4 protein-coding genes and 1 pseudogene are annotated in these 24023 nt (G+C 63.1%); 4 read left to right on the forward strand and 1 reads right to left on the reverse strand.

Annotated elements, in window-relative coordinates; translation table 11 throughout:
* Positions 1-102 precede the first annotated feature (102 nt).
* The 4 genes and pseudogenes from AC4ANE_RS09950 to AC4ANE_RS09965 all read left to right on the forward strand — a co-directional run bounded on the left by AC4ANE_RS09950 (position 103) and on the right by AC4ANE_RS09965 (position 23369).
* Positions 103-9140 (forward strand): annotated as a pseudogene (locus AC4ANE_RS09950) (non-ribosomal peptide synthetase).
* The gene (locus AC4ANE_RS09955) at positions 9137-13249 is read left to right on the forward strand and encodes a non-ribosomal peptide synthetase (protein ID WP_002552783.1); all 4113 of its coding nucleotides are present in this window, start codon (positions 9137-9139) and stop codon (positions 13247-13249) included. Before AC4ANE_RS09950 ends, AC4ANE_RS09955 begins: the two are co-directional and overlap by 4 nt.
* Positions 13249-22401, forward strand: coding sequence for a hybrid non-ribosomal peptide synthetase/type I polyketide synthase (locus AC4ANE_RS09960; protein ID WP_031594821.1), 9153 nt, complete (start codon positions 13249-13251; stop codon positions 22399-22401). Before AC4ANE_RS09955 ends, AC4ANE_RS09960 begins: the two co-directional genes overlap by 1 nt.
* Positions 22402-22499: 98 nt before the next feature.
* Positions 22500-23369 (forward strand): TauD/TfdA dioxygenase family protein, encoded by an 870-nt coding sequence (locus tag AC4ANE_RS09965; protein WP_031594822.1) that lies wholly within the window; start codon positions 22500-22502, stop codon positions 23367-23369.
* A gap of 42 nt (positions 23370-23411) precedes the next feature.
* On the opposite strand, the gene AC4ANE_RS09970 is transcribed toward AC4ANE_RS09965, so the two are convergent.
* Complete coding sequence (locus AC4ANE_RS09970; RefSeq protein WP_002552787.1) at positions 23412-23927, reverse strand: GNAT family N-acetyltransferase; 516 nt, start codon at positions 23925-23927, stop codon at positions 23412-23414.
* Positions 23928-24023: the final 96 nt, after the last annotated feature.

Here is a 24023-nt window from a genome sequence, read left to right on the forward strand (position 1 = left end):
CTCAAGGTACATCCGGCATTTCCTATGCCGTGCCTGACGGGCGGGACGCTCTGTGCCTCTGTCCGTTCATAAAAATAATCTGCTCACGGACGGTGGTTCCTGATGGTCGACAAATCTTCCTCGCGCGGGACGGGCTTCGCTCATCCCGATACAGAGCAACCCTTTGCCGAAAACCGGTGTGTACACGGCCTGTTCGAGGCTCAGGTGCGGCGCAATCCCGACGCCATAGCCGCGCGCTTCGAACAGGGCGCGCTTGACTACGCGACGCTCAATACCCAGGCCAACCGTCTGGCCCATTACCTGCGCAGCCTCGGCGTCGGACCGGATGTGCGCGTCGGTGTGTGCCTGGAGCGCTCGCTGGACATGCTGGTCGGCGTGCTTGCGATACTCAAGGCGGGCGGCGCTTATGTACCGCTCGACCCCGCTTACCCAAAAGCGCGTCTGGCACACATGCTGGCGGACAGTGCACCGCGCGTGCTACTGAGCCATGCAGCTGCGCGTCCGGCGTTGTTGGCAGCGCTTGAGGGTGGTGCGGCATTAGCGCCGCTGCTTGATCTGGCCGATACCCGGCTGTGGGCAGCGCAGCCGGTAGACAATCCGGACCCGCATGCGGTCGGGCTCACGTCGCGTCATCTGGCTTATGTGATCTACACCTCGGGCTCGACCGGCACACCCAAGGGCGTCATGGTCGAGCATCGCGGGCTGATGGCGGTAAGCGCTGCATGGGAGCGGCTATACGCACTGCACAACCCCCTCAATCACCTGCAAATGGCCGGGTTTTCCTTCGATGTGTTCAGCGCCGATCTGATTCGCGCACTGGGCTTTGGCGGCACGCTTGTTCTGTGCCCGCGCGACACGCTGATGGACCCGCCCGCGCTGTATCGCTTGTTGAGCGAGGCGCGCATCGATTTTGCGGACTTCGTGCCTGCGGTGCTCAACCCGTTGCTGGTCTGGGCGCAGGAGACGGGGCGCAATCTGTCGTTCATGAGCACGGTGGTCTGCGGATCGGACATCTGGACTGCCCATAGCGCGCGGCAACTGCGCAGGCTGTGTGGCGAGCGCGTGCAGATTGTTCAGGCCTACGGGGTCACTGAAGCAAGCATCGACAGCACCTGTTTTGAGTTCGATAGCAACAGCCACGTTGATGCGGTGCTGCCCATCGGGCGGGCGTTGGCCAATACGCGGATTTACCTGCTCGATGCGTTTGGCGAACAGGTTGCTCCAGGTGTTACGGGGGAGCTGTATATCGGCGGCGCAGGTGTCGCACGCGGTTATCTGAACTTGCCGCAATTGACCCTTGAACGCTTTGTCGACAGCCCGTTCGTGGCCGGTGAGCGCTTGTACCGCACCGGCGACCTGGCGCGTTATCGCGCAGACGGCAACCTGGAATTTCTCGGGCGTAATGACTCGCAGGCCAAGCTGCGTGGTCTGCGTCTGGAGCTGGGTGAAATCGAGGCGCGTCTGGCCGAAGTTACCGGCGTGCGTGACAACCTGGTGGTGCTGCGTGAGGACAGCGTCGGTGTGCCCAGGCTGGTCGCCTACTTTCGCGAACAGGCTGATGCAGGGCTGACGCCGAAAAGCCTTCGCCAGCACCTGCAACTCAGCCTGCCGGACTACATGATCCCCGCAGCGTTCGTGCGCATGGACGCGCTGCCGCTGACCGCCAACGGCAAGCTGGACCGTAGTGCATTGCCGGAACCGGGTGCCGATGCGTTCGATCAACACGCGTTCGAGGCGGCTCAGGGCCCGCTGGAAACGACACTCGCGACTATCTGGGCCGAGGTGCTGGGCGTGGAGCGGGTCGGTCGTCAGGATCACTTTTTTGCGCTTGGCGGCCACTCGCTGCTGGTGATGCGCGTGCTGGCCAAGGTTCGGCAGACATTGCGTCTGGACGTGTCGCCGGCTGCGCTGTTTGCCGCCCCCGTGCTGCGGCAGTTTGCTGAGCAACTGAGCAGCGCTTCAGGCAGCGCTCGTCCGCCCATCACAGTCATAGAGCGTTGCGGCGCACACGCGTTGTCGTCTGCTCAACAGCGGCTGTGGTTTCTGGCGCAGATGGAGGGTGGCAACGCGGCCTATCACATGCCGTTGAATCTGCGCCTGCGCGGACCGTTGCAGGTGGCTGCACTGCAAAGCAGTTTCAACCGGCTGGTGGCCCGCCATGAGGCGTTGCGTACCACGTTCATCGCCGTCGAGGGTGAGGGGCGGCAGCGGGTTGCTGCGACGGGGACGATTGCTGCATTGCCGATCATCGACCTGCATGGCGAGCCTGATGCCCAGGCGCGTCTGCCTGAGCTGATGGGCGAGGAGGGCAGCAGGCCGTTCGACCTGGCGGTCGGGCCGCTGATGCGCGTCAGCCTGGTGAAGCTGGCCGAAGACGATCACGTGCTCCTGCTGACCCAGCACCACATCATTTCGGATGGCTGGTCGATGGGCGTGCTGACGCGTGAGCTGGGGGTGTTGTACGAAGCAGCCCTCCACAAACACGCCGACCCATTGCCGCCCCTGTCGATCCAGTACGTGGATTACGCAGTCTGGCAACGCCAGTGGTTGTCTGGCGAAGTGCTGGAAGCGCAGCGACGTTACTGGCGTGAAACGTTGAGCGGTGCGCCGATACTGTTGGAGTTGCCTACCGATCACAAACGTCCAGCGGTCCAGAATTACCGTGGCGGCTTCGTGCCGCTGGTGTTTGACCGTGCGCTGAGCGCACGCCTGCGCGCATTGGCAACGCAACAAGGCACCACGCTGTTCATGAACCTGCTGGCCGCCTGGTCGCTGTTGTTGATGCGCCTGTCGGGGCAGGACGATGTGGTTATCGGTGTGCCTTCGGCGAACCGCAGCCAGCAAGAGCTGGAGGGCTTGATCGGTTTCTTCGTCAACACCCTGGCCTTGCGCATGACCCGCTCCGCCAACCCGACAGTGGCGAGCTGGCTGCAACAGGCGCTTCACGTCGCGCTTGCGGCCCAGGAACATCAGGACCTGCCGTTCGATCAGGTGGTGGAAGTGCTCAACCCGCCGCGCAGTCTGGCTTACAGCCCGGTCTTTCAGGCGCTGTTCGCCTGGGAACAGCATCAGGATTCGGACCTGACGTTGTCCGGACTTGACGTCAGCGTGCTGCAAAGCAGTCAGCCAGTGGCCAAATTCGACCTGCAACTGGCGCTCAGCGAGCGTGACGGGCAAATAGTCGGCGGTCTGGAATATGCTTCGGGCCTTTATGAGCCCGAGACCGTGGTGCAGATGGGCGAGTACTTGCGCCGCATCCTGACGCAGATGGTCGAGGACAGCGAACAGCCCCTTGCGACGGTCGCCTTGCTGAACACCGAGCAACATCGCCAGATTGTGCATGACTGGAACCGCACTGAACGCGACACCTCGCGGCAGCCCGATTGTGTAACGCGCTTCGAGGCTATCGTGCAGCGCGTGCCCAATGCCGTGGCGTTGCTTGCCGATGAGCAAGCGTTGACCTATGCCGAGCTGAATCAGTCTGCCAACCGGCTGGCACATTACCTGATCCAGCAGGGTGTAAAGCCCGAGCAACGTGTGGGTTTGTGTCTGGAGCGCTCGCCGCAGATGGTTATCGGTTTGCTGGCCATTCTCAAGGCCGGTGCCGCTTACGTGCCGTTCGATCCCGCGTACCCGGCCGAGCGGCTGGCGTTCATGTTCGGTGACGCCGCACCGACCCTGCTGCTGACTCAGGCCTCCCTGCGCGCAGACCTGCCGCAGCTGCGCGACACGCTGTCGATCTGCTGCCTGGACGTGGATGCGCAGCAGTGGGCGCAGTGTTCGGATTGCAATCCACACGTGCCCGTCAGCCCCGGCAATCTGGCTTATGTGCTCTACACCTCCGGCTCGACCGGGCGGCCCAAGGGCGTAGCGCACAGCCGTGCCGCGCTGGACAATCTGATCGCCTGGCAACTGGAACAGGCACCTGTTTCGCAACGGGTGTTGCAATTCGCCTCGTTGAACTTCGACGTGTCCTTTCAGGAAATCTGCAGCACCTTGTGTCAGGGCGGCAGCCTGGTGCTGATGAGCGAAACTGCTCGCAAGGACCTCGCTTCACTGCGCCCGACGCTGGTGGCCGAAGGCGTACAACGGGCGTTTCTGCCCTTTGCCGTGCTCCAGCAACTGGCCGGTCTCAGCGAGGCCGATGCCGCGCGTCCGGCGTATGGCTGTGAAATCGTCACGGCCGGCGAGGCGTTGCTGATCAATGACGAACTGCGTGCCTTTGTTTGCGGCCTTGGCGGCGCGCAGTTGCATAATCAGTACGGCCCGACCGAAACCCATGTGGTCAGCCAGTTCAGCCTGAACTGTGACGAAGCCGGACAGTGGCCGGACGCGCCACCGATTGGCCGGCCCATCGCCAATGCGCGTCTGTACGTGCTGGACGGCGACTTGAACCCGGTGCCGGTCGGCGTGGCCGGGGAGTTGTACATCGCGGGTACCTGTCTGGCCCGTGGCTACCTGAATCGTTCGGCGTTGAGCGCCGAACGCTTCCTGCCGGACCCGTTCGATCCGCAGCCTGGCGCGCGCATGTACCGCAGCGGTGACCTGGCGCGGTTTCACGCCGACGGCAACGTGCAGTATCTGGGGCGGATCGACCAGCAGGTCAAGCTGCGCGGCTTTCGCGTTGAACTTGGCGAGATCGACAGCCTTTTGCAACAGCAGCCGGGCGTGCAGGAAGCGGTCGTGCTGCTGCGCGAAGACGTGCCGGGCGACCAGCGTCTGGTGGCTTACGTGGTGGGCCTGGCAAGTACTGAAACCCTGCGCGCCGGGCTGCAGCGCCACCTGCCGGAACACATGGTCCCGACCGCCTGGGTTTCTCTGGCGCAACTGCCACTGACCCGCAACGGCAAGCTTGACCGTCCAGCCCTGCCTGCGCCAGAGCGCCAGAACGCAAGCACTTACGTGGCCCCGCGTGATGAGACCGAGCGGCAGATGGCGCAGATCTGGGCCGAGGTGCTCAAATGCGAGCAGGTCGGCCTCCACGATAACTTTTTCGACTTGGGCGGGCATTCGCTGCTGGCCACGCGGATGGTCTACATGATCAACCAGCGCATGGCCGCGCAGTTGTCCCTGAGCAGTCTGTTCAAGACGCCGGTGCTGGTGGATCTGGCAGAGCAGGTACGGCTCGGGCGTGGCGAAGGTCATTCGGTTGAAACGCCGTTTACCCCGATTGAAGCTGACCGCGGCGCACGTTACGCACCCTTTCCATTGACCGATATCCAGCAAGCGTACTGGTTTGGCCGCGAGTCTTCGGTCAGCCTCGGCGGTGTCAGTGCCCACGGCTACGAAGAGCTGCGCATTCCCGGCCTCGACGTGCCACGTTTCGAGCAGGCGCTGAACCGCATGATCCAGCGGCATGACATGCTGCGCGTGGTGTTTCGCAGCGACGGCACGCAGCAGGTTCTGGAGAGCGTACCGACGTATCGGATGCCACGCAGTGATCTGCGCGGCTTGCCCGTCGCCGCTGCGCAGCAGGCCCTGCAAGAGACCCGCGAACGTCAGTCCCATCAGGTGCTGGACGCCAGTCGCTGGCCATTGTTCGAGTTCAGTCTGTCGTTGCTCGATGACGGCATCAGCCATCTGCACATCAGCCTTGATGCCCTGATCGTCGACGCGGCGAGTACGCAGATTCTGGCGCGCGAACTGATGGCATTTTATGCCGACCCGCAGTTGCAACTGCCTGAGCCGGGCTTGACCTTTCGCGACTACGTGCTGGCCGAACAGCGCTTGCGCAGTGACCGCCGCTACGAACAGGCGCTGGGCTACTGGCGCGAGAAGGTCGCTACGCTGGCGCCCGCACCGGACCTGCCGCTGGTGTGTCAGCCGGAAAGCATCAGCCAGCCGCACTTTACCCGCCGCGATCGCGAACTGTCGGTGCAGCAGTGGTCGCGACTCAAGGAGCTGGCCCGACAATTTGCCGTGACGCCGTCGGTGATGCTGCTGACCGCGTTCAGTGAAGTGCTGGCGCTGTGGAGTCGACAGCCGCGCTTCACTTTGAGTCTGCCGCTGTTCAATCGCATGCCCTTGCACGCGGATGTCGATGACATCATCGGCGACTTCACCTCGCTGATCTTGCTCGAAGTCAGCCTTGAAGCGGCAGCCAGCTTCACTGACAAGGCGCGTGCCGTGCAGGCCAGGTTGTGGCAAGACATCGACCATTCAGTGGTCAGCGGGGTCCGGGTACTGCGCGAGCTGTCCCAGGCCCGTGGTGTGCAGCAGACCGCCATGCCGGTTGTCTTCAACAGCACCCTGTCGGAGGCCGCACCGGAACTGGCCGAATTCAATCTGGCCGACGCCCTGAACGCCGAGCACATGCACAGCATCACCCAGACCCCGCAGGTGTGGCTGGACCACACGTTGCTGGAGCTGGAAGGGCGCCTGCTGTTCAACTGGGACAGCATCGACGAATTGTTTCCGGTGGGCATGATCGAGCAGATGTTCGTCGCCTACAACGCGCTGCTGGACCGTCTGCTGGCGCCGGATGCCTGGAGCGCCAACACCGCGCAGCTGATATCGCTGGCACGCTTGCCTGTGCCCGATGCCAGTCCTGTCGACTCGGCGCTGATGCACGAATTGTTCGACCGTCAGGCGCTTGCTGCCCCGGACGCGCTGGCGGTGATCGGCACGCAGCGCCAGTTGAGTTATCGACAGCTGCGAGCCAAAGCGCGGCATCTGGCGGCGCGGCTTCAGCGTATGGGCGTGGTGCCCAACAGGCTGGTCGCTGTGGTCATGGAACGTGGCTGGGAACAGGTCGTCGCAACCCTGGCGATCCAGTACGCAGGCGGTGCCTACCTGCCGCTCGACCCGGCGTTGCCGACAGAGCGTCTGGAGCACATTTTGCAGCGTGCCGAAGCGAGTCTGGCCCTGACTCAGCCTGCACTGTTGCAACGCATCGAATGGCCCGAGCAGGTCAAGGTCATCAGCGTGACCGACCCGGTCATTTCCGGCGATGCCATTTCCGATCAGCCTGAATTGCACGCTGTAGACCTCACGCCAGACGACCTCGCCTATGTGATCTACACCTCGGGCTCGACCGGCATGCCCAAGGGCGTGGTCATCGATCATCGCGGCGCGGTCAACACGTTGCTCGACATCAACCGGCGCTTTGCCGTCGGCGCTGCGGACCGGGTGCTGGCGGTTTCGTCGCTGAGTTTCGACCTGTCGGTCTATGACTTCTTCGGCACGCTGGCCGCTGGCGCGGCGGTGGTGCTGCTCGAACCGCAGCAGGCCCTCGACCCGGCGCACTGGCTGGGGCTCATCGAGCGGCATCAGGTCAGCCTGTGGAACTCGGTGCCAGCCTTGTTCGGCATGTTGCTGGAGTATGCCGAAGGCGAGCGCAGTGCATTGCCGTCGAGCCTGCGGGTGGCGATGCTGTCGGGCGACTGGATTCCCCTGACGCTGCCCGAACGCGCCTGGGCGTTGCAGCCGACCTTGCAGCTGATCAGCCTGGGCGGGGCGACCGAGGCGTCCATCTGGTCGATCCTGTATCCGTTGCAACAGGTCGATCCCAACTGGCGCAGCATTCCCTACGGCAAGGCAATGGATCACCAGCGCTTCTATGTGCTGGATGATGCGTTGCAGGTTCGCCCGACGTGGGTGGCCGGTCAGTTGTATATCGGCGGTATCGGTCTGGCCAAGGGCTATTGGCGCGATGAAACCCTGAGTGCCGGGAGCTTCTTCGCTCACCCGCTGACCGGCGAGCGTCTGTATCGCACTGGCGATCTGGGCCGTTGGTTGCCCGATGGCAATATCGAGTTTCTCGGTCGGGAAGACACTCAGGTCAAGGTTCAGGGGCATCGTATCGAGCTGGGCGAGATCGAAGCTGCGCTCAATCGCCCCATCCCGGCGTGCAAAGCGCTGTGGTGCGGGTGCTGGGCGAAGCGCTGGGCGAGAAGCGTCTTGCGGGCTACGTACTCAAGGCCGATCCCTCGTTGCAGGCCAGTGATTTTGCCCAGTACCTGGCAGACAAGTTGCCCGCCTACATGGTGCCGAGCTCGTTTACCTTCGTGCAGGAATGGCCGCTGTCGGCCAACGGCAAGGTCGACAAGAAACGCCTGCCGGAACCAACGCAGGCTCAGGCGTCAGGTCCCGCGCTTGAAGTCGAAGGGCCACAGGAGCAACAACTGGTGACGATTGTGCAGGGCGTGCTCAAGCGTCCTTCGATTGCTGCCGACGCCAATCTGCTGAACCTGGGCGCAACGTCGATCGACATTGTCAGGATCAGCAATGCGCTGTCTGGCGAGCTGCAGTTCCGCCCCAACGTTGCGCAATTGCTGGCGCAGCCGACCCTGCTCAATCTGCTCGGCATGTACCGCCAGACTCTGGCCGATGGCAGCGTGGTCGACAGCGTCCGGCAACGGGCAGCTGCGCCCGAGCAGGTGATTGAAGATCCGCAGCAGCGGGCGCGCTTCAAGGCCGACCAGCGCGGGCGTCGATCCTTCAACGCGCAGGTTCCGGCGCTGGACCTTGCGCGCCCGGATGACCCGGCGTTGGCGCGGCGCTTCAGCGATTACCGCTCGGTACGCCAGTTCGCTACCCAGCCGATCCCGACCGCAGCCTTTGCAGGGTTGCTGGCCAGCCTGGCGCAGGGGCAACTGGATGGAGAGGTCAAATACCAGTTTCCGTCCGCAGGCGGTCTGTACCCGATCCAGAGCTACCTGTACGTCAAGCCGCAGCGGGTAACCGGTGTCGCAGCGGGTGCCTATTACTACGACCCGGTTCAGCACCGCCTGCTGAGGCTCGACAGTGATGTGCTGGACCCGGACACCTACGACTACTTCGTCAATCGTCCGGTGTTCGAAAACGCTGCGTTCTCGCTGTTCTTCATCGCCGACATGGCCGCAATCCGGCCGCTGTATGGCGAGCGCAGTCGCGACTTCTGTCATATCGAAGCCGGAGGCATGGCGCAATTGCTGACCATGACTGCGGTCGAGCAGGGCCTTGGCCTGTGCGGCATGGGCTCGTTCGAAGAGCAGCAATTGTCGGCGTTGTTCGAACTGGGACCGAATCATCAGTTGATCTACTCGATGGTGGGCGGCCTGCGCACTGCTGATGAACATCGCCGCACGCAGATCGAGGCGTTCGCTTCTGCTGCGGATCAAACGGACGACGCCAGCGACATGGAGGAGATCGAGATATGAATGCCTATCAATTGCTGGAGTTGTTCGGTCGTCATGCCGTGGTGCTTGAAGTGGACGGCGAAAAACTGCGTTGCAAGGCTCCGCGCGGGTTTCTCAATGACGAGATGTTGCAGGCACTCAAGCAACACAAGGCAGAGCTGATCGCTTTGCTGAGCGGCACCGACCCGGCGGCGATCCCCCGTCGTGCTGTCGGGCTAACGGCGCTGCCGCTGTCCTTTTCGCAACGCCAGCTGTGGTTTCTCGACCAGATGGAACCGGGCAATGCGTTCTATAACGTTCCCACTGCGATCTTGCTGAAGGGCACGCTGGATGTGCCGGTGCTGGAAAAGGCGCTGAACGAATTGATCATGCGCCACGAAATGCTGCGCACCACGTTTGCCAGTGTGGACGGCGAGCCACGGCAGATCGTGCACCCGGTGATGGCGCTGGCGATGCCGAAGGTCGACCTGCGTGACCTGTCGCCAGAGGCGCGTGAAGTGCAGGTCGGAATGGCTGTCGATCGGGAGGCCAAAGCGCCATTCGACCTGGCCAGCGGCCCGCTGTTGCGGGCTTCGCTGCGGCGTCTGGCCGATGACGAGTATCTGTGGCTGTACAGCGTGCACCACATCATCGCCGATGGCTGGTCGATGGGGGTGATCCTTCACGAAGTGAGCACCTTGTATGGCGATTTTCTGCGCGGTCAGGCGTCCAGTCTGGCACCGCTGGCGGTGCAGTACGCCGACTACGCCTGCTGGCAGCAACAGCGTCTGAGCGGCGAGGCGCTGGCGGGGCAACTGGCTTTCTGGCAGCGCACGCTGGCCGACGCGCCGCCGCTGCTCGACATGCCTGCCGACCGACCACGCCCGACCGTGCAGCGTTACGCTGGGGCGACCTTCAGCTCGACAGTCGATGGCAGCACCTTGCGCGGTCTTAATGCACTGGCCAGACAAACCCAGGGCACGCTGTTCAACGTGTTGATCGGCGCGCTTTCCGTGCTGCTGTGGCGCCACAGCGGTCAGCGGGACCTGTGCATCGGTACGCCGTTTGCCAACCGCAGCCGTCCTGAAATCGAGTCTCTGATCGGCCATTTCGTCAACACCCAGGTGATTCGCCAGCGTCTCGATGCGCAGCAGACCTTTGCTGAACTGTTGCGCGAGGTACGTGCCACGCTGCTGGATGTCCACGCCCATCAGGATGTGCCTTTCGACAGGGTGGTCGAGGCCGTCAACCCACAGCGTGATACCGGTTATTCGCCGTTGTTTCAGGTGATGATGGTGCTACAGAACACCCCGGGTACCGCTGTGCAGATGCCGGGGCTGAGCATGACGCCATATGGCACCGGCAGTGCCACGGCCAAGTTCGACCTGGCCTTCGAATGGGTCGAGCGCGACGGTGCGCTGAACCTGTTGGTGGAATACAACACTGATCTGTTTGATCAGGCCAGCATCGAGCGCCTGAGTGGACATTATCGACACCTGCTGGAGCAGGTTGCGCTGGACCCGAAACAGCCGGTTGGCGCACTGACGCTGATCACTGACGCCGAACGTGAACAGATTCTGCACGACTGGAACAGCCCGGCAGCGCTGACGCAGCCTGTCGATTGCGTGCATCGCCTGATCGAAGCTCAGGTAGCGCGTCGCGATGATGAGTGCGCTGTCATTTTCGAAGGTCGGTCACTGAGTTACAGCCAGCTCAACAGCCAGGCCAACCGACTGGCGCAGCACTTGCTCACCCTTGGCGTCGGCCCGGATGTGCGTGTAGCCGTCTGTATCGAGCGCTCGCTGGAACTGCCGGTGGCTTTATTGGCTGTGCTCAAGGCCGGTGGCGCCTATGTGCCGCTGGACCCGGACTATCCATCAGGACGCTTGCGTCATATTCTCGACGACACTTGCCCGGTGGTGTTGCTTGCTCTCGGGCCGACGCGCAAGATTCTCCGCGAGGCCCTGCAAGGTGCAGACTGCGAGGTGCCGATCCTCGATGTGCAGGCTGATGCCGTGCTCTGGGCTCAATGCTCGCCAGACAATCCAGACCCGCAGCGTGTCAGGGTCAACGCCGACCATCTGGCGTACGTGCTTTACACCTCGGGCACTACCGGCCTGCCCAAAGGGGCGATGGTCACGCACCAGGGGCTGAGCAACCTGCTGCTCTGGTGTCAGCAGTTCTGTGGCGAATCCGGAAGCATGCTGCACAAGATTCCATTCGGTTTCGACGCTTCCGCCTGGGAGCTCTTCTGGCCGCTGCTGACGGGCGGCCGACTGGTCATCGCCCGTCCCGGCGGGCATTTCGAACCCGGTTATCTGGCTCAGGTGGTGCGTGAACAAAGCGTCACCGCGATGGTATTTGTCCCGGCCATGCTGCAACTGTTTCTGGAGGTCGAAGAGGTCAGCGCCTGTCACACCCTGAAGGATGTGTTCAGTGGCGGCGGGGAGCTGTCGCCCGCAGTGGCCAGACTGTTTCAGAAGCGTCTGCCGCATGCCCGCTTGCACAATGTCTATGGCCCGACCGAAACCACAGTGATCAGCAGTGTCTGGACGCTGCAGCCTGGCGCAGAGGTTCCGCCGCGCCAACTGCCCATCGGCCGACCTATCGCCAACACCCGTTTTTACGTGCTCGACGAGCGTGATGCGCCGGTGCCGGTCGGGGTCACCGGTCAGTTGCACATTGGTGGGGTCGGCGTTGCACGGGGTTATCTGGGGCTGGACGAGCTCACTGCCGAACGGTTTATCGATAACCCGTTCGTTGCCGGTGACCGGTTGTACCGCAGCGGCGATCTGGCGCGTTATCGTCCGGACGGTCAGCTGGAGTTTCTCGGCCGCAACGACTTTCAGGTCAAGCTGCGCGGCATCCGCCTGGAGTTGAGTGAAATCGAAGCGCGGCTCGACTTGTTTCCCGGCATCCGTAGCAGTGTGGCACTGATCGTTGGCGATACCGCGCAGAACCAGCGTCTGGTGGCGTGCTGTGTCGCCGACGGCGCAGTGAACGAGTCCGCGCTGCGGGCTCACTTGGCGACGACCCTGTCCAGCGCCGTCATGCCCAGCGCTTATCTGTGGCTGGACGCCTTGCCGTTGACGGTCAATGGCAAGGTCGACCGTGTGGCTCTCGCGACACTGGCCGATCAGGACCTGGCCGAACGGCAGGTCAACCTCGGCAGCCCCAGAGACCATATCGAGCTGACGCTGTATCAGATCTGGAAAGATCTGCTGCTGGTGCCGCAGATTGGCATTCGCGACAACTTCTTCAACGTTGGCGGGACATCGATTGCGGCGATCAAGATGGCCTACGAGATCGGCCGGGCCTTCGCAGTCGAAGTGCTGGTGCGTGTGATCATCGGCCATCCGACCATCGAGGCGCTGGGCGGCTGGCTGCGTACCGGGGCCAGCCTGACTTCGGCACAGGGCAACCTGATCGAATTCCGCCGTGGTGCCGGGCAACGTAACGTGGTGTGCATTCACCCGGCGGGCGGCACGGCGTTTTGCTACCTGTCGCTGGCCAAGGAACTGCCGGACGCTATCGGTGTGTACGGCGTGCAATCGCCGGGGCTGAACCCTGGAGAGAGCACCGAGCCGAGCGTCGAAGCGATGGCCGACGCCTATCTGCGGCGCATCGCGCCATTGACGTCACAACCGCTGATACTCACCGGGCTGTCGTTCGGCGGTCTGGTGGCCTACGAAATGGCCCGGCGCCTGACGGCTGCTGGCAATCGTCAGGTCACGGTGGTGCTGCTCGATACCCAGGGCTCGGATGACCCAGGCTTTCGGCAACAGATCGGCACCGTCGACATGGCTGAATTTCGCGACAAGCTGGTGCGCTTCAACGGCATGTACCCCGGTATCGAAGACGCGCAGGTCGAGCGTTATTTCCACCTCTACAACCACAACCGCCTGGCCATGGCCGCTTACGAATGCGAGCCGCACGCCGGGCGCGTCGTGCTGATTCAGGCCCGTGAAGGTTTCAGCCGCGCGCAGTTGCACGAGTTGCGCAGCTTCTGGCGTCGCCGCGCGGGCAACGGTTATCGAGCCAGGCTGGTGCACGGCGGGCACTGGGACATGCTGGAAAGTGCCGAGGTGCATCGGGTCTCGCAGACGCTCAGGCAGGAATTGCAACGTTTCGACACGCAGGAGGCGCAATGATGAGCAGCCACAAGGAGGGTATGGCCCGGCAACCCGCAACTCTGCTGTCGCGCTTTGCCGAGCAGGTGCGACGCGATCCCGAGGCACTGGCGGTGATCGATCAGCACGTACGGCTGACCTACGCGCAACTGGCCAGCGCCAGTGAGCGCATCGCCAAGGGGTTGCTGGCACAAGGCACAGGCCGCGGTGATCCGCTTGCCCTGTGCATGCCGCGTGGCTGGCAGTGGGTGGCGACGATCATGGCCGCCTTGAAAGTGGGGGGCGTCGTGGTGCCGCTGGATCGGGCCAGCCCGCTACGGCGTCGGGAACTGATGCTGGACGATGGGGGGTGTGTCGGGCTGGTCACCCTGAGCGAAGATTCTGATGCCGTTTCGACGCTGCGTGGCTGGCACATCAGCGTCGAGGCGCTGCTGGATTACCCTGATCAGCCGCCACAACCTGTGCCGGATGACTTCGCCGAGCTGAGTTTTCTGTTCTACACCTCGGGCACTACCGGCACACCCAAGGCAGTGGAAGTGGGCGAGCGCGGCCTGTTGCGTCTGGCCCGGGCCGACAGTTACATCGAGATTCGTGCAGGCGACCGTTTTGGCTGCCTGTCCAATCCGGCGTTTGACGCCTGTAACTTCGAACTGTGGGCACCGCTGCTCAATGGCGGTTGCTGCGTCATCATTGCCGACGCAGACCTGCAGGACGCACGGCTGCTGGCCACAGTGCTGGAAACACAACAGGTCGATAACCTGTTCATGACCGTTTCGCTGTTCAACACGCTGAGTGCGGATGACCCTGGCTGTTTTGCCAGCCTGCGCCAGGTACTGATCGGCGGCGAGCAAGTCAGCGCCGCTGCGGTGCGTGCCTGGTATCAGGCCAATCCCGACAGCCGTTGCCGGATTTTCAACGCCTACGGTCCCACTGAATGCACCACCTTTGCGCTGTGCCATCCCATTGCCCGAGACTTTACCGGTGATACGGTACCAATTGGCCGGCCATTGCCTGACACAGGCGTGCGTGTGCTGAGCCCGGAACAGCGACCGGTTGCTGTCGGCGAGGCGGGCGAGCTTTACCTGAGTGGCAGCGGGGTGGCACGGGGTTACCGCCACCGTCCGGCAGAGACCGAACACAGTTTCGTGCGCCTGCCCGCGCTCGACGCTGCAGACACTCTTTATTACCGCACCGGCGATCAGGTACGGGTCAATGCCGAGGGGCTGATCGAGTACCTGGGCCGCATCGACCGACAGGTGAAGGTGCGCGGTTTTCGTATCGAGCCGGGCGAGGTCGAACAACGCATTCTGGACCATCCGCGGGTAGCGCAGGCGCATGTCTGTACCCGCAGGCAAACGGCCGAAGACCATCAGTTGCTGGCGTTCATCGTGCCACGCGAAGGCCTGGACTATCGCGAGTTGGACCAGCACCTGCGTGAACACCTGGCGGTATGGATGCGCCCGCATCAGCTGTTTCTGCTTGAGCGTCTGCCGCTGACTGCCAATGGCAAGGTCGATCAGCGTGCGCTGCTGGAGCAGCCCTTGAAACCCTGGCGACCGCAAGCCTGCTCACTGCCTGACGATCAGCACTCGCCCGCACTGGACTGGCTGTTGACCCAGGCCCGCAGGCTGTTGGCACAGCCCGACCTCAACAGCCAGGATGACTGGCTGGGCAGTGGTGGCGACTCTCTCAAGGCCATGCGCCTGCGCTCTGCAATCCGCACGCACTGGCGACGCGAAATTATGCTGGGCGCGGTGCTGGGCGAATCGTTCGCAGCACTGGCCGAACGCCTGAGCGATGAACAGGGCGCTGCGTCTGCCTATCCACCCGCGCCACCCGTCAACAGGGTCGGGCGTGCGCCAGCCACTGCCGAGCAAAGCCGCCTGTGGCTGATGCAGCAACGCACGCCGCAAGCCACGGCCTATAACGTGCCGCTCATTCTGCACCTTGCGGCAGGCATTCAGTTGCCTGCGTTGGCCGAAGCCGTGCAACGCCTGCTGGCCCGACACAGCGGGTTACGTACGGCCTTCGTGTCCGCGGCCGACGGGCTGTATCAGGAGGTTTGCGAGCGTGACGTGCTGTGCCGCACCTTTGCTGTGGGGGCGTTCAGCGAACAGACCTGGCGCAGCTTCGCGACGTTGGTATTCGATACACCCTTCGATCTGGCGACATCAGCCCTGTGCCAGGCCTGGCTATTGCCGTTTGCCGATGGCAGCTGTCGCTTGCTGATGAACCTGCACCACATTGTCATTGATGGCTGGTCGATGAACCTGTTGTTCGATGATCTGGTGCAACTGTACGACGATGCGCTGCACGGGCGGGCGAGTGCCGAGCCTTTGCCTGGGCTGGGCACGCTGGAATTTGCGCTCTGGCAGCGGCAATGGCGTGTCGACCCGCGCTATCGCGACCAGCGCCGTGCCTTGGCCGGGTTGCATCGCCAGCAGCCAGCATGTTCTCCACCGCTGGTGGCGGTTCGCGAACCAGGCCCGCAGGCACGGCTGTACCGCCAGCCGCTGGGTGCCATGCGCAGCGCCGCACTGGATCGGTTTTGCAGCCAGCAACGCGTCACCCGCTATGAAGTGTTGTTCAGCGTTTATGCTTGGAGCGTGTACGCGCTGACCGGCTGCGAACGGCCGCGAATCGCCAGCCCGGTCTCCAACCGTCCATTGACCGAGTTCGAAGACGCAATCGGCATGTTTGCCAACACCGTGCTGATCCCGACGGCGTTCGACAACAGCATGACGCTCGACCAGCAGATGCACCGCCAGACTGGCACAGTGCGCGAGGTGCTGGCCTTGCAGGACGTCGCCCTGGCTGATCTGGTCGAAGACCTGCGGCTGTCGTCGAGCAGTGCGTTGTTCGATTTCATGTTCGTGCTGGAAAACACCGACTACGCCAGACTCGCTCGTACCAGCTTGCGAGCGACGTTCGAACTCACCGAGACCGTGCAGGCCAAATGCCCGCTGACTTTGTCAGTGGTCGATGCCGGTTCACAGCTGGAATGCTGGTGGGAATACCAGTGCAGCTATTTCGACGCCGCGCAAATGACCGCCGTCAACCAGGTGTTTCAACAGGGCCTTGATCTGCTCCTGGAAAAACCCGCGGCCATCCTTGACGATCTGCTCACGCCTTACCGCTTCAGCCTGCCGCCCGCCAGTCAGGGTGGCAGCGATGCGGCGCCATTCGGCACCCTGGCCGACTGGTTCGAACATCAGGTCAATTGCACACCGGATGCCCTGGCACTGGTCGCGGATCAGCAGCGTATCAGCTATGCCGAACTGGATGCGCTGGCCGACACGCTGGCGGCGACCCTGGTCGAGCAATGCCCATTACCGGAAGGGTATGACGCACCGCAGCAAGTGGTGCTGTACCTCGAAGCGTCGGTCGAGCACATCGTGGCCTTGCTGGCGCTGGCCAGACTCAACCTCACGGCCGTGCCGCTGGACCCTGGCTATCCGCTGGCGGTGCAGCGTCAGGTCATGCAGCAGGCACAACCGTGTTGCCTGCTGTACAGCACAGCCACCGAGGCGGCACTGGATGAACTGAGCGCTGGTCGGGTGGCCCGTCATCGGGTCGACCTGAGCGCTGCGCCACGGTCATTCGAACGTCGCCGTCACGCGGGCGAGCGACCGTTGTACACGCTGTTCACGTCCGGCTCGACGGGTACGCCGAAAGGCGTTCAGGTACCGGACCGAACCCTCTGCAACCTGTTGCACTGGCAGCGTAACCAAGGTCAGTTGCCAGCCAGGTCGGTGACCCTGCAATTTTCCATGCTGTCGTTCGATGTGTCGTTTCAGGAGATTTTCAGCACGCTTTGCGGCGGTGGCTGCTACCACCTGATCAACCCACGCTGGCGGCAGGATGCCCAGGCATTGTTGAGTTATCTGCAGCAAGCGCGCATCGAGCGGTTGTTCCTGCCGTGCGTGGCCTTGCAGCACTTGGCGCAGACGGCAGTCAGCCAGGGCGTTTACCCGCAGGCGTTGCGTGAGGTGATCACGGCCGGCGAGCAACTGCTCTGCACCGATGCACTGCGCAGCTGGTTTGGTGGCATGCCGCAGGCGCGTCTGTTCAATCATTACGGGCCGACCGAAACCCACGTGGTCAGCGCCTGGCGTTTGCCAGCGGCGGTTCAGGACTGGCCACTGCGAGCGCCTATCGGGCTGGCGGTGAACAACGCGCGGCTGCTGCTGGTGGACGAACACGACCAGCCAGTGCCAGGTGGCAGCCGGGGGTATCTGCTGGTCGCGGGGCCGATGATTTCGCGCTGCTACCTGGCCGACCCGGCGCTGAATGCCGCGCGGTTTGTCGAGTTGCCGCAGCCCGAGGGCAACATGCTGTTCTATCGCACCGGCGACCTCGCCCGGGCTGATGCCGATGCCTGCCTGCACTACCTTGGCCGTGACGACCAACAGGTCAAGGTCAGTGGCCAGCGTCTTGAGCTTGGGCAGATCGAAGCCGCACTGATGCAGGACGCTCAGGTAAGCAATGCGGTGGTGGCCATGCACGGCGAGCCGCCGCGTCTGGTGGCCTGGTTGCAGGTCAAAGGCACGCCGCCTGACGTGCAGCAGTTGGATCGCCAGGTCACGCTGCACTTGCCTGCGCATGTGCGTATCGACGAATACCGCTGTGTCGATGCCTGGCCGCGTACGCCCAGCGGCAAGATCGACCGAAAGGCGTTGGGTTCAGTGGGCGAGGCACTGCCACGGCGTCGCAGTGCACTTGCGCAAGTGCCGCTGAGCGCGCTTGAACAGCAACTGAGCGAGTTGTTCGTGGCGGTCATCGGCCGTGATATCGAGCTTGATCAGACCTTCTTCGAGGCCGGTGCCACCAGCCTCGGGCTGATGCGCCTGCATGCCCGTTTCAACGAACAACTGGCACAACCAGTGGCGATGGCAGCGCTGTTCGAACATGTCACCGTGCGCCGTCTGGCGCAGCACCTTTCGGCCTCCCCATCGGTCTCGGTGGCGCGTACGCAAGGGCCCGAAGCTGACGAACAGCCGATGGCAATCATCGGCATGTCGGTGAATGTGGCGGGGGCGGGCAACCTTGCCGAGTTCTGGGCAATGGTCCAGGGAAACCAGTTGGGCATCGAGCTGTTCGACGCCGCCGATGGATTGGTCGGCGCGCGTAGTCAATTGGCGAGAATGCTGGATTTCGACCCGGAATACTTCGGCATCAGCCTTCAGGAAGCACGGCTGATGGACCCGCAACAGCGGCACCTGTTGATGGGCTGTGTGCAGGCGCTGCAACATGCTGCAATCACGCCCACAGCCGACGGCCCACGCATTGGCCTGATCGCCAGTTGCGGCGAAACCACGTATTTCCAGCAGATGCTGCGTGAAACCGCCGAGGGTGATCTGCCGGACGGCTTTCAGATGGCGTTGCACCACGACAAGGACTTTCTGGCCACCAAGGCGGCGTACCACCTGGACCTCGGCGGCCCGGCGCTGAGTGTTCAGGCAGCGTGCGGCAGTTCGCTGATTGCCGTGCACCTTGCGGCGGCGATGCTGCGCCAGGGCGACAGTGATGTAATGCTGGCCGCCGGGGTGCTCGTCGACCCGACTCTGACGAATGGCTACCGTTATCGCCCGCAACACATTTTCTCTCGTGACGGGCTGTGCCGTCCTTTCAGTGACGATGCCAGCGGGACCATCGGGGCCAGCGGCTATGGGGTGGTGGTGCTCAAACCGATGGCCCGCGCCCAGTCCGATGGCGACCGAATCTATGCGCTGGTCGAGGCCTCTGCGCTGAACAACGATGGCCGGGCCAAGATGAGCTACACCGCGCCTTCGGTGGCGGGGCAGAGCGCGGTGATCAGCGAGGCCCTGCGCAAGGCGGGTGTCACAGGGGCTGACATGGGCTACATCGAGGCCCACGGCACAGGCACGCTGCTGGGCGACCCTATTGAAGTGGCGGCACTGAGCAAGGCGTTCGGTGCAACGCCCGCTGCCAGTTGCGCTCTGGCTTCAGTGAAAAGCCAGGTCGGCCATCTGGGCGCGGCGGCGGGTGTAGTCGGGCTGATTCGTGCGACGCTTGCGGTATTTCATGGTGTGATCCCGCCCAATCTGGGCTTTGCCCGGATCAACCCGCAAATCGACCTGCAGCACTCACCGATCTACATACCCACCACCTCACGGCCATGGCCCGAAGGCCGTCGGCGGCTGGCCGGGGTGAGCAGTTTCGGTATCGGCGGCACCAACGCGCATGTGATTGTCGGCGCGCCGCCATCGCAGGCAGACAGCGCCGAGGAATGCCCGCCGTGCCTGCTGCTGTCGGCGCACAGCCGTACAGCGCTGGAGCGGGACGTCGCGGCAATCGATGCGTGGCTCAATACCTTTCCCGAACAACAGACCGCACTGCTGCGTTACCTGCAAAACGGACGGCGCGCGTTGCCCTGGCGCTTTGCGGTGATCTGCCAGCCGGGTCACACGCTGCGCTTGCAACCTTCTTCGATCAAACGGGTGACGGTCTCGGACGTGCGTCTGAAGGCCAGTGAACACTCGCCGCAGGCGTTGCTGGAAGCCTGGTACGCGGGAGCCAGTATCGAGGTGGCGACGCGTTCGGCACCGCCACCGTGGAACTTGCCGCCCTCGGCGTTCGACTTGCAGACCTTCCGCTTCAAGCCATCCGCCGCTGTCGAGCCGCAGCCGCCGCAAACCGCTGAGCGCCAGCCGATGGCGGACTGGTTTTATCAGCGTCAGTGGCAGCGGGTGCGTCGTCTGGGCACACAACCGATTGGCGAGCGTCGCGACAGGCTGGTGGTGTGCAGTCACGAGCGCATTGATGCCGCACTGCTTGGCAGCCTGCAGGGCGTTTATCGGCACGTCATCGAGGTGCAGGCCGGTAATGGCTATCAGCAGCTTGGCCCGAACCGTTATGAGCTCGATCCACTGGACCCGCTGGCGTTTAGCCGATTGATCGCCGAACTTGATCAGAGTGGGCAGGCGGCGACCGAACTCGACTGGCTGCATGCCTTGCCACTCTCGGTTGCCGGGGTGGTCAACGAGCAAAGCCTTGCCGCCGCGCAATGGGCGTGTCTGGACACGGTCAGCGCGTTTTTGCAGGCCTGGGGGCAACGCGCACAGAAGACCGCTTTGCGACTCTGGCTGCTGTCCTGGCAGGCGTGCCCGGTAAATGGTCAGGTCATGCGTCCGGAACTGGCGGCGCTGGCAGGTATTACCGAAGTGGTCCCGCAGGAGTACCCGATACGCTGTCACTGGCTGGATCTGCCCACTGCGCAATGGGGCACGCAGGCTCGGCAACTGGCGACGCTGCTCGCCGAGCCGACGTCGCTGCCACGGCGCATGGCCATTCGTGACGGTTACCTGTGGCAGCCACAGTTGCAGCCCAGCTCGCTCGCGCTGCCAACGGTCGTTTCGAATCTGCTGCCGGTAAATGGCACGTTTCTGGTGCTCGGCGGTGCAGGCGGTATCGGCCGTACGTTGTGCGAACACTTTCTGCAATCAAGCCAGCGGCGGGTGGTGCTGTTGTCACGCCGTGGGGAGTGTCCGCAGGAGCTGCGCGATTATGCCGCGCGTATCGATAGCGTTCAGGCGGATATCGCCGATTTGGCACGCTGGCCCAAGGTGCTTGAGCAACTGCGCGAGCGTTATGGACGCTTTGATGGGGTAATCCATGCTGCCGGGACCGGAGCGGGCAGCCTGATCCGTCAGCGCGATGCTCACCTGTTGTCTGAAGCGATGGCGAGCAAGACCCGCGGCATGCTGGCGGTCGAAGCGTTGATCGAACAGATGACGCCTGGGTTTGTGCTGTACTGCTCATCGATGTCGGCGCTGTTTGGCGGCGCTGGACATCTGGATTATGCCGCCGCCAGCGCGGTGCTCGACGGCTTCGCCCATTACCGCCCGAATGCCGAAAATGCCTGCGTGCGGCTGGGTATCAACTGGGACATCTGGAGCGAAACCGGTATGGCCACTGCCAGCGGCGTCGGCGATGAAGCGCATCAGCGGCACCTGGCGGTCGGCATGTCGGCGCAAGAGGGCTGCCGGGTATTCGACGCCGCCATGACTGCACAACTACCGCAATTGTTGATTTCGACGACCGATCTGAACACCGCACGCCAGTTTTACCCGGCTCGTCATAGCGGTGGGGCGACGCTGGTCGATATTGCGCCAGCCGTTGCGGCAGAAACCGGTCTGCCAGAGCGTCTGCATGGCTGCCTGTGCAAATGGCTTGGCGTAAGCGCTCTGGATCCGGATGACTCGCTGTACGAGCTGGGCGCTGATTCCCTGACCTTGCTGGACCTGATCGACGAATTGCAGGCCGCGACGGGTGTGGTATTCCAGTTGTCACAGTTCAGCCACAAGGTCAGCCTGCGCGAGGTACTGGCGCTGGTGCAGTCAGCGCAGGGCGGTGCGGCTGCAGTCGAAGACCAATGGGCCGATGCGGTGAGGATTGACCAATGGCATGCGGGGGCTGACCGCGAGCGCCTGTACCTGATCCATCCGGTGGGCGGCGATGTTCAGGCGTATCGCGAGCTGGCCTCGGCGCTGCACCCTGATCTGGGTGTGTGGGTAATTGCCGACCCGGCCTTGCGCCTGGCCGAGTTGCCGAATATCAGCCTGGCCGAACGGGCGCAGCTATATCTCGACGCGTTGCAGGCCCATCACCCCGACGGCACAGCATGGCGGCTGGCCGGCTGGTCGTTCGGCGCGTGGGTGGCGCAGGCGATGTGCAACCTGCTGGCGGACGGTTGCGAGCAGCCGTTGCTGTACCTGATCGATCCGCCTGCGCCGGACGCTGGCACCGAGCTGGCGCGGATCGACGAAGAACATATTCAGCAGGTCTTCCAGCGCGAGTTTTCTGCACGACGGGCCCTCAACACTGCCGCCAGCACGGCCAGCGAAGACGCGTCACGTTACCTGCAAAGCCTGATTGTCTGCTGCCAGAACAACATGGCGAGCATGGCTGATCATCGGCCCGCGCAACTGCCTGATACCAAGGCACGACTGTTCATTGCTACGCGTCCCAATCCATATGGCATGGGCAGCGCCTGGCAAATGGCAGACCTGCAGCGTGCCTGGCAGGACCTGTTGCCGCACCTGCTGAGCTGGCAGCCTCTGGATACTGATCATTACAGCATTGTCGCAGCGCCGTGGGCGCAATTGATTGCCGAGATGATCAACGCAGACCTGCCAGCGGGGGAGGGCTGAACGCGTTACCGGCACGCTTTTCAGACGGGGCTGATGTCCCGGTAAACCAGTTACGGACATGGTGATCGGCCATGCCAACCATTCAAGGGTGAGGGATCATGGATCAAATGGCACTCAAGGCCATCGAAGGCATCGCGGGGGCGCCTCGCGCGCCGTATCACAGCATCACGGTCAACCGCCTGACACCCATAATCGGTGCAGAGGTCAGCGGGGTCGACCTGTCGCAGCCTCCGGGTGAGGAGCAACTGACGGAAATCCGTCGTGCCTTTCTGGAAAACCACGTGCTGGTGTTTCGTGATCAGCACCTGACGGTCGAACAGCACAAAGCCTTTGGCCGGCTGTTTGGACCGTTACGTGCCTTGCCGGTAGAAAGCATTGATGGCGATGACCCGGAGCTGGTCGTGGTGCGCGCCAACGCCCAGTCACGCTTCGCTGCTGGCGAGCTGTGGCACACCGACGGCACCGCCGACCTGGAACCGTCGATGGGCTCGATGCTGTATGTAAAAGAGACGCCCGCCATTGGAACCGGTGGCGACACGCTGTTTGCCAACATGCACCTGGCCATAGAAATGCTCTCGCCTGCGATGCAGGCGTTTCTTGGCGAACTGACGGCCATTCACGATGGCGAGATTCCGTGGAAGGGCTATCAGCCGCCTGCCAACCTTCCCAAAAGCGAGCACCCTGTGGTGGTTCGCCACCCTGAAACCGGACGCCGCAGCCTGTTCGTCAATTCCGGTTTCACCTCGCATATCGTGCAACTGTCCGCAGGAGAGAGCCGCACGCTGCTGAACATGCTGTTCGACCTGATCGCCCGTGAACCCTGTCTCAGTTGCCGCGTGCGCTGGGAGCCCAACACGCTGGTGTTCTGGGATAACCGCTGCACCCAGCATCACGCGGTGTGGGATTACTTCCCGCACTCGCGCTATGGCGAGCGAGTGACGATTCTCGGAGGGCGGCCCCAGGCCTGAAGGCGTTTGCGATTGACCGGCGAACGCCGGTCAGCTGCTTCATCAGCGCAGTGGCAGGTGGTATATCAGGTCGTCGAACCACTGATCGCCGATTTGATAGGCCTGCGGGACGCGGCGTTCGAAAGAGAAACCGCATTTCTCCAGCACCTTGCAGGAGGCAATGTTGCCATCGGTCACGGTCGATTCCAGTGAATCGAGGCCGATGGCGGCAGCGTAGTCGATGATTGCCCGGCGGGATTCGGTGCCGAAGCCTTTGCCTTGATGTTCCGGCAGCAACAGACAGCCCACTTCGGCATGCCCTGGCGACATGATGCGAAAGCCGCTAACCCCCAGCTCCACGCCGCTCTGCTTGTCGACGACCACCAGGCACAGCCAGTGATCGGACTCTGGCGTCCACACCGGGAGGCGATGATCAAAGCCTTTGCGAACTTGTGCTTCTTCGATTTCCCCGAAGACGTACTGCATCGTCTGAGGCTCGGAGTGCAGCCTCAGAAACAACGGCCAGTCACTGGCGAACAGGGTCCGCAGATAAAGCCGTTCGGTGTGTAGTTTCAGCATCCGTTGCTCCTTGCACGATCAAAAAGGCACAGGGTTTTGTACTCGGCATTCGGCCAATGATCAATAATGCACGCGCATTTCATCGCCATCGCTCGC

The organism is Pseudomonas sp. Pme6b (assembly GCF_058129925.1).

Bases quoted from the DNA above. Each gene is read 5' to 3' on its own strand.
- AC4ANE_RS09955 (WP_002552783.1), top strand. From the start codon at position 9,137: ATGAATGCCTATCAATTGCTGGAGTTGTTCGGTCGTCATGCCGTGGTG.
- AC4ANE_RS09960 (WP_031594821.1), top strand. From the start codon at position 13,249: ATGAGCAGCCACAAGGAGGGTATGGCCCGGCAACCCGCAACTCTGCTG.
- AC4ANE_RS09965 (WP_031594822.1), top strand. From the start codon at position 22,500: ATGGATCAAATGGCACTCAAGGCCATCGAAGGCATCGCGGGGGCGCCT.
- AC4ANE_RS09970 (WP_002552787.1), bottom strand. From the start codon at position 23,927: ATGCTGAAACTACACACCGAACGGCTTTATCTGCGGACCCTGTTCGCC.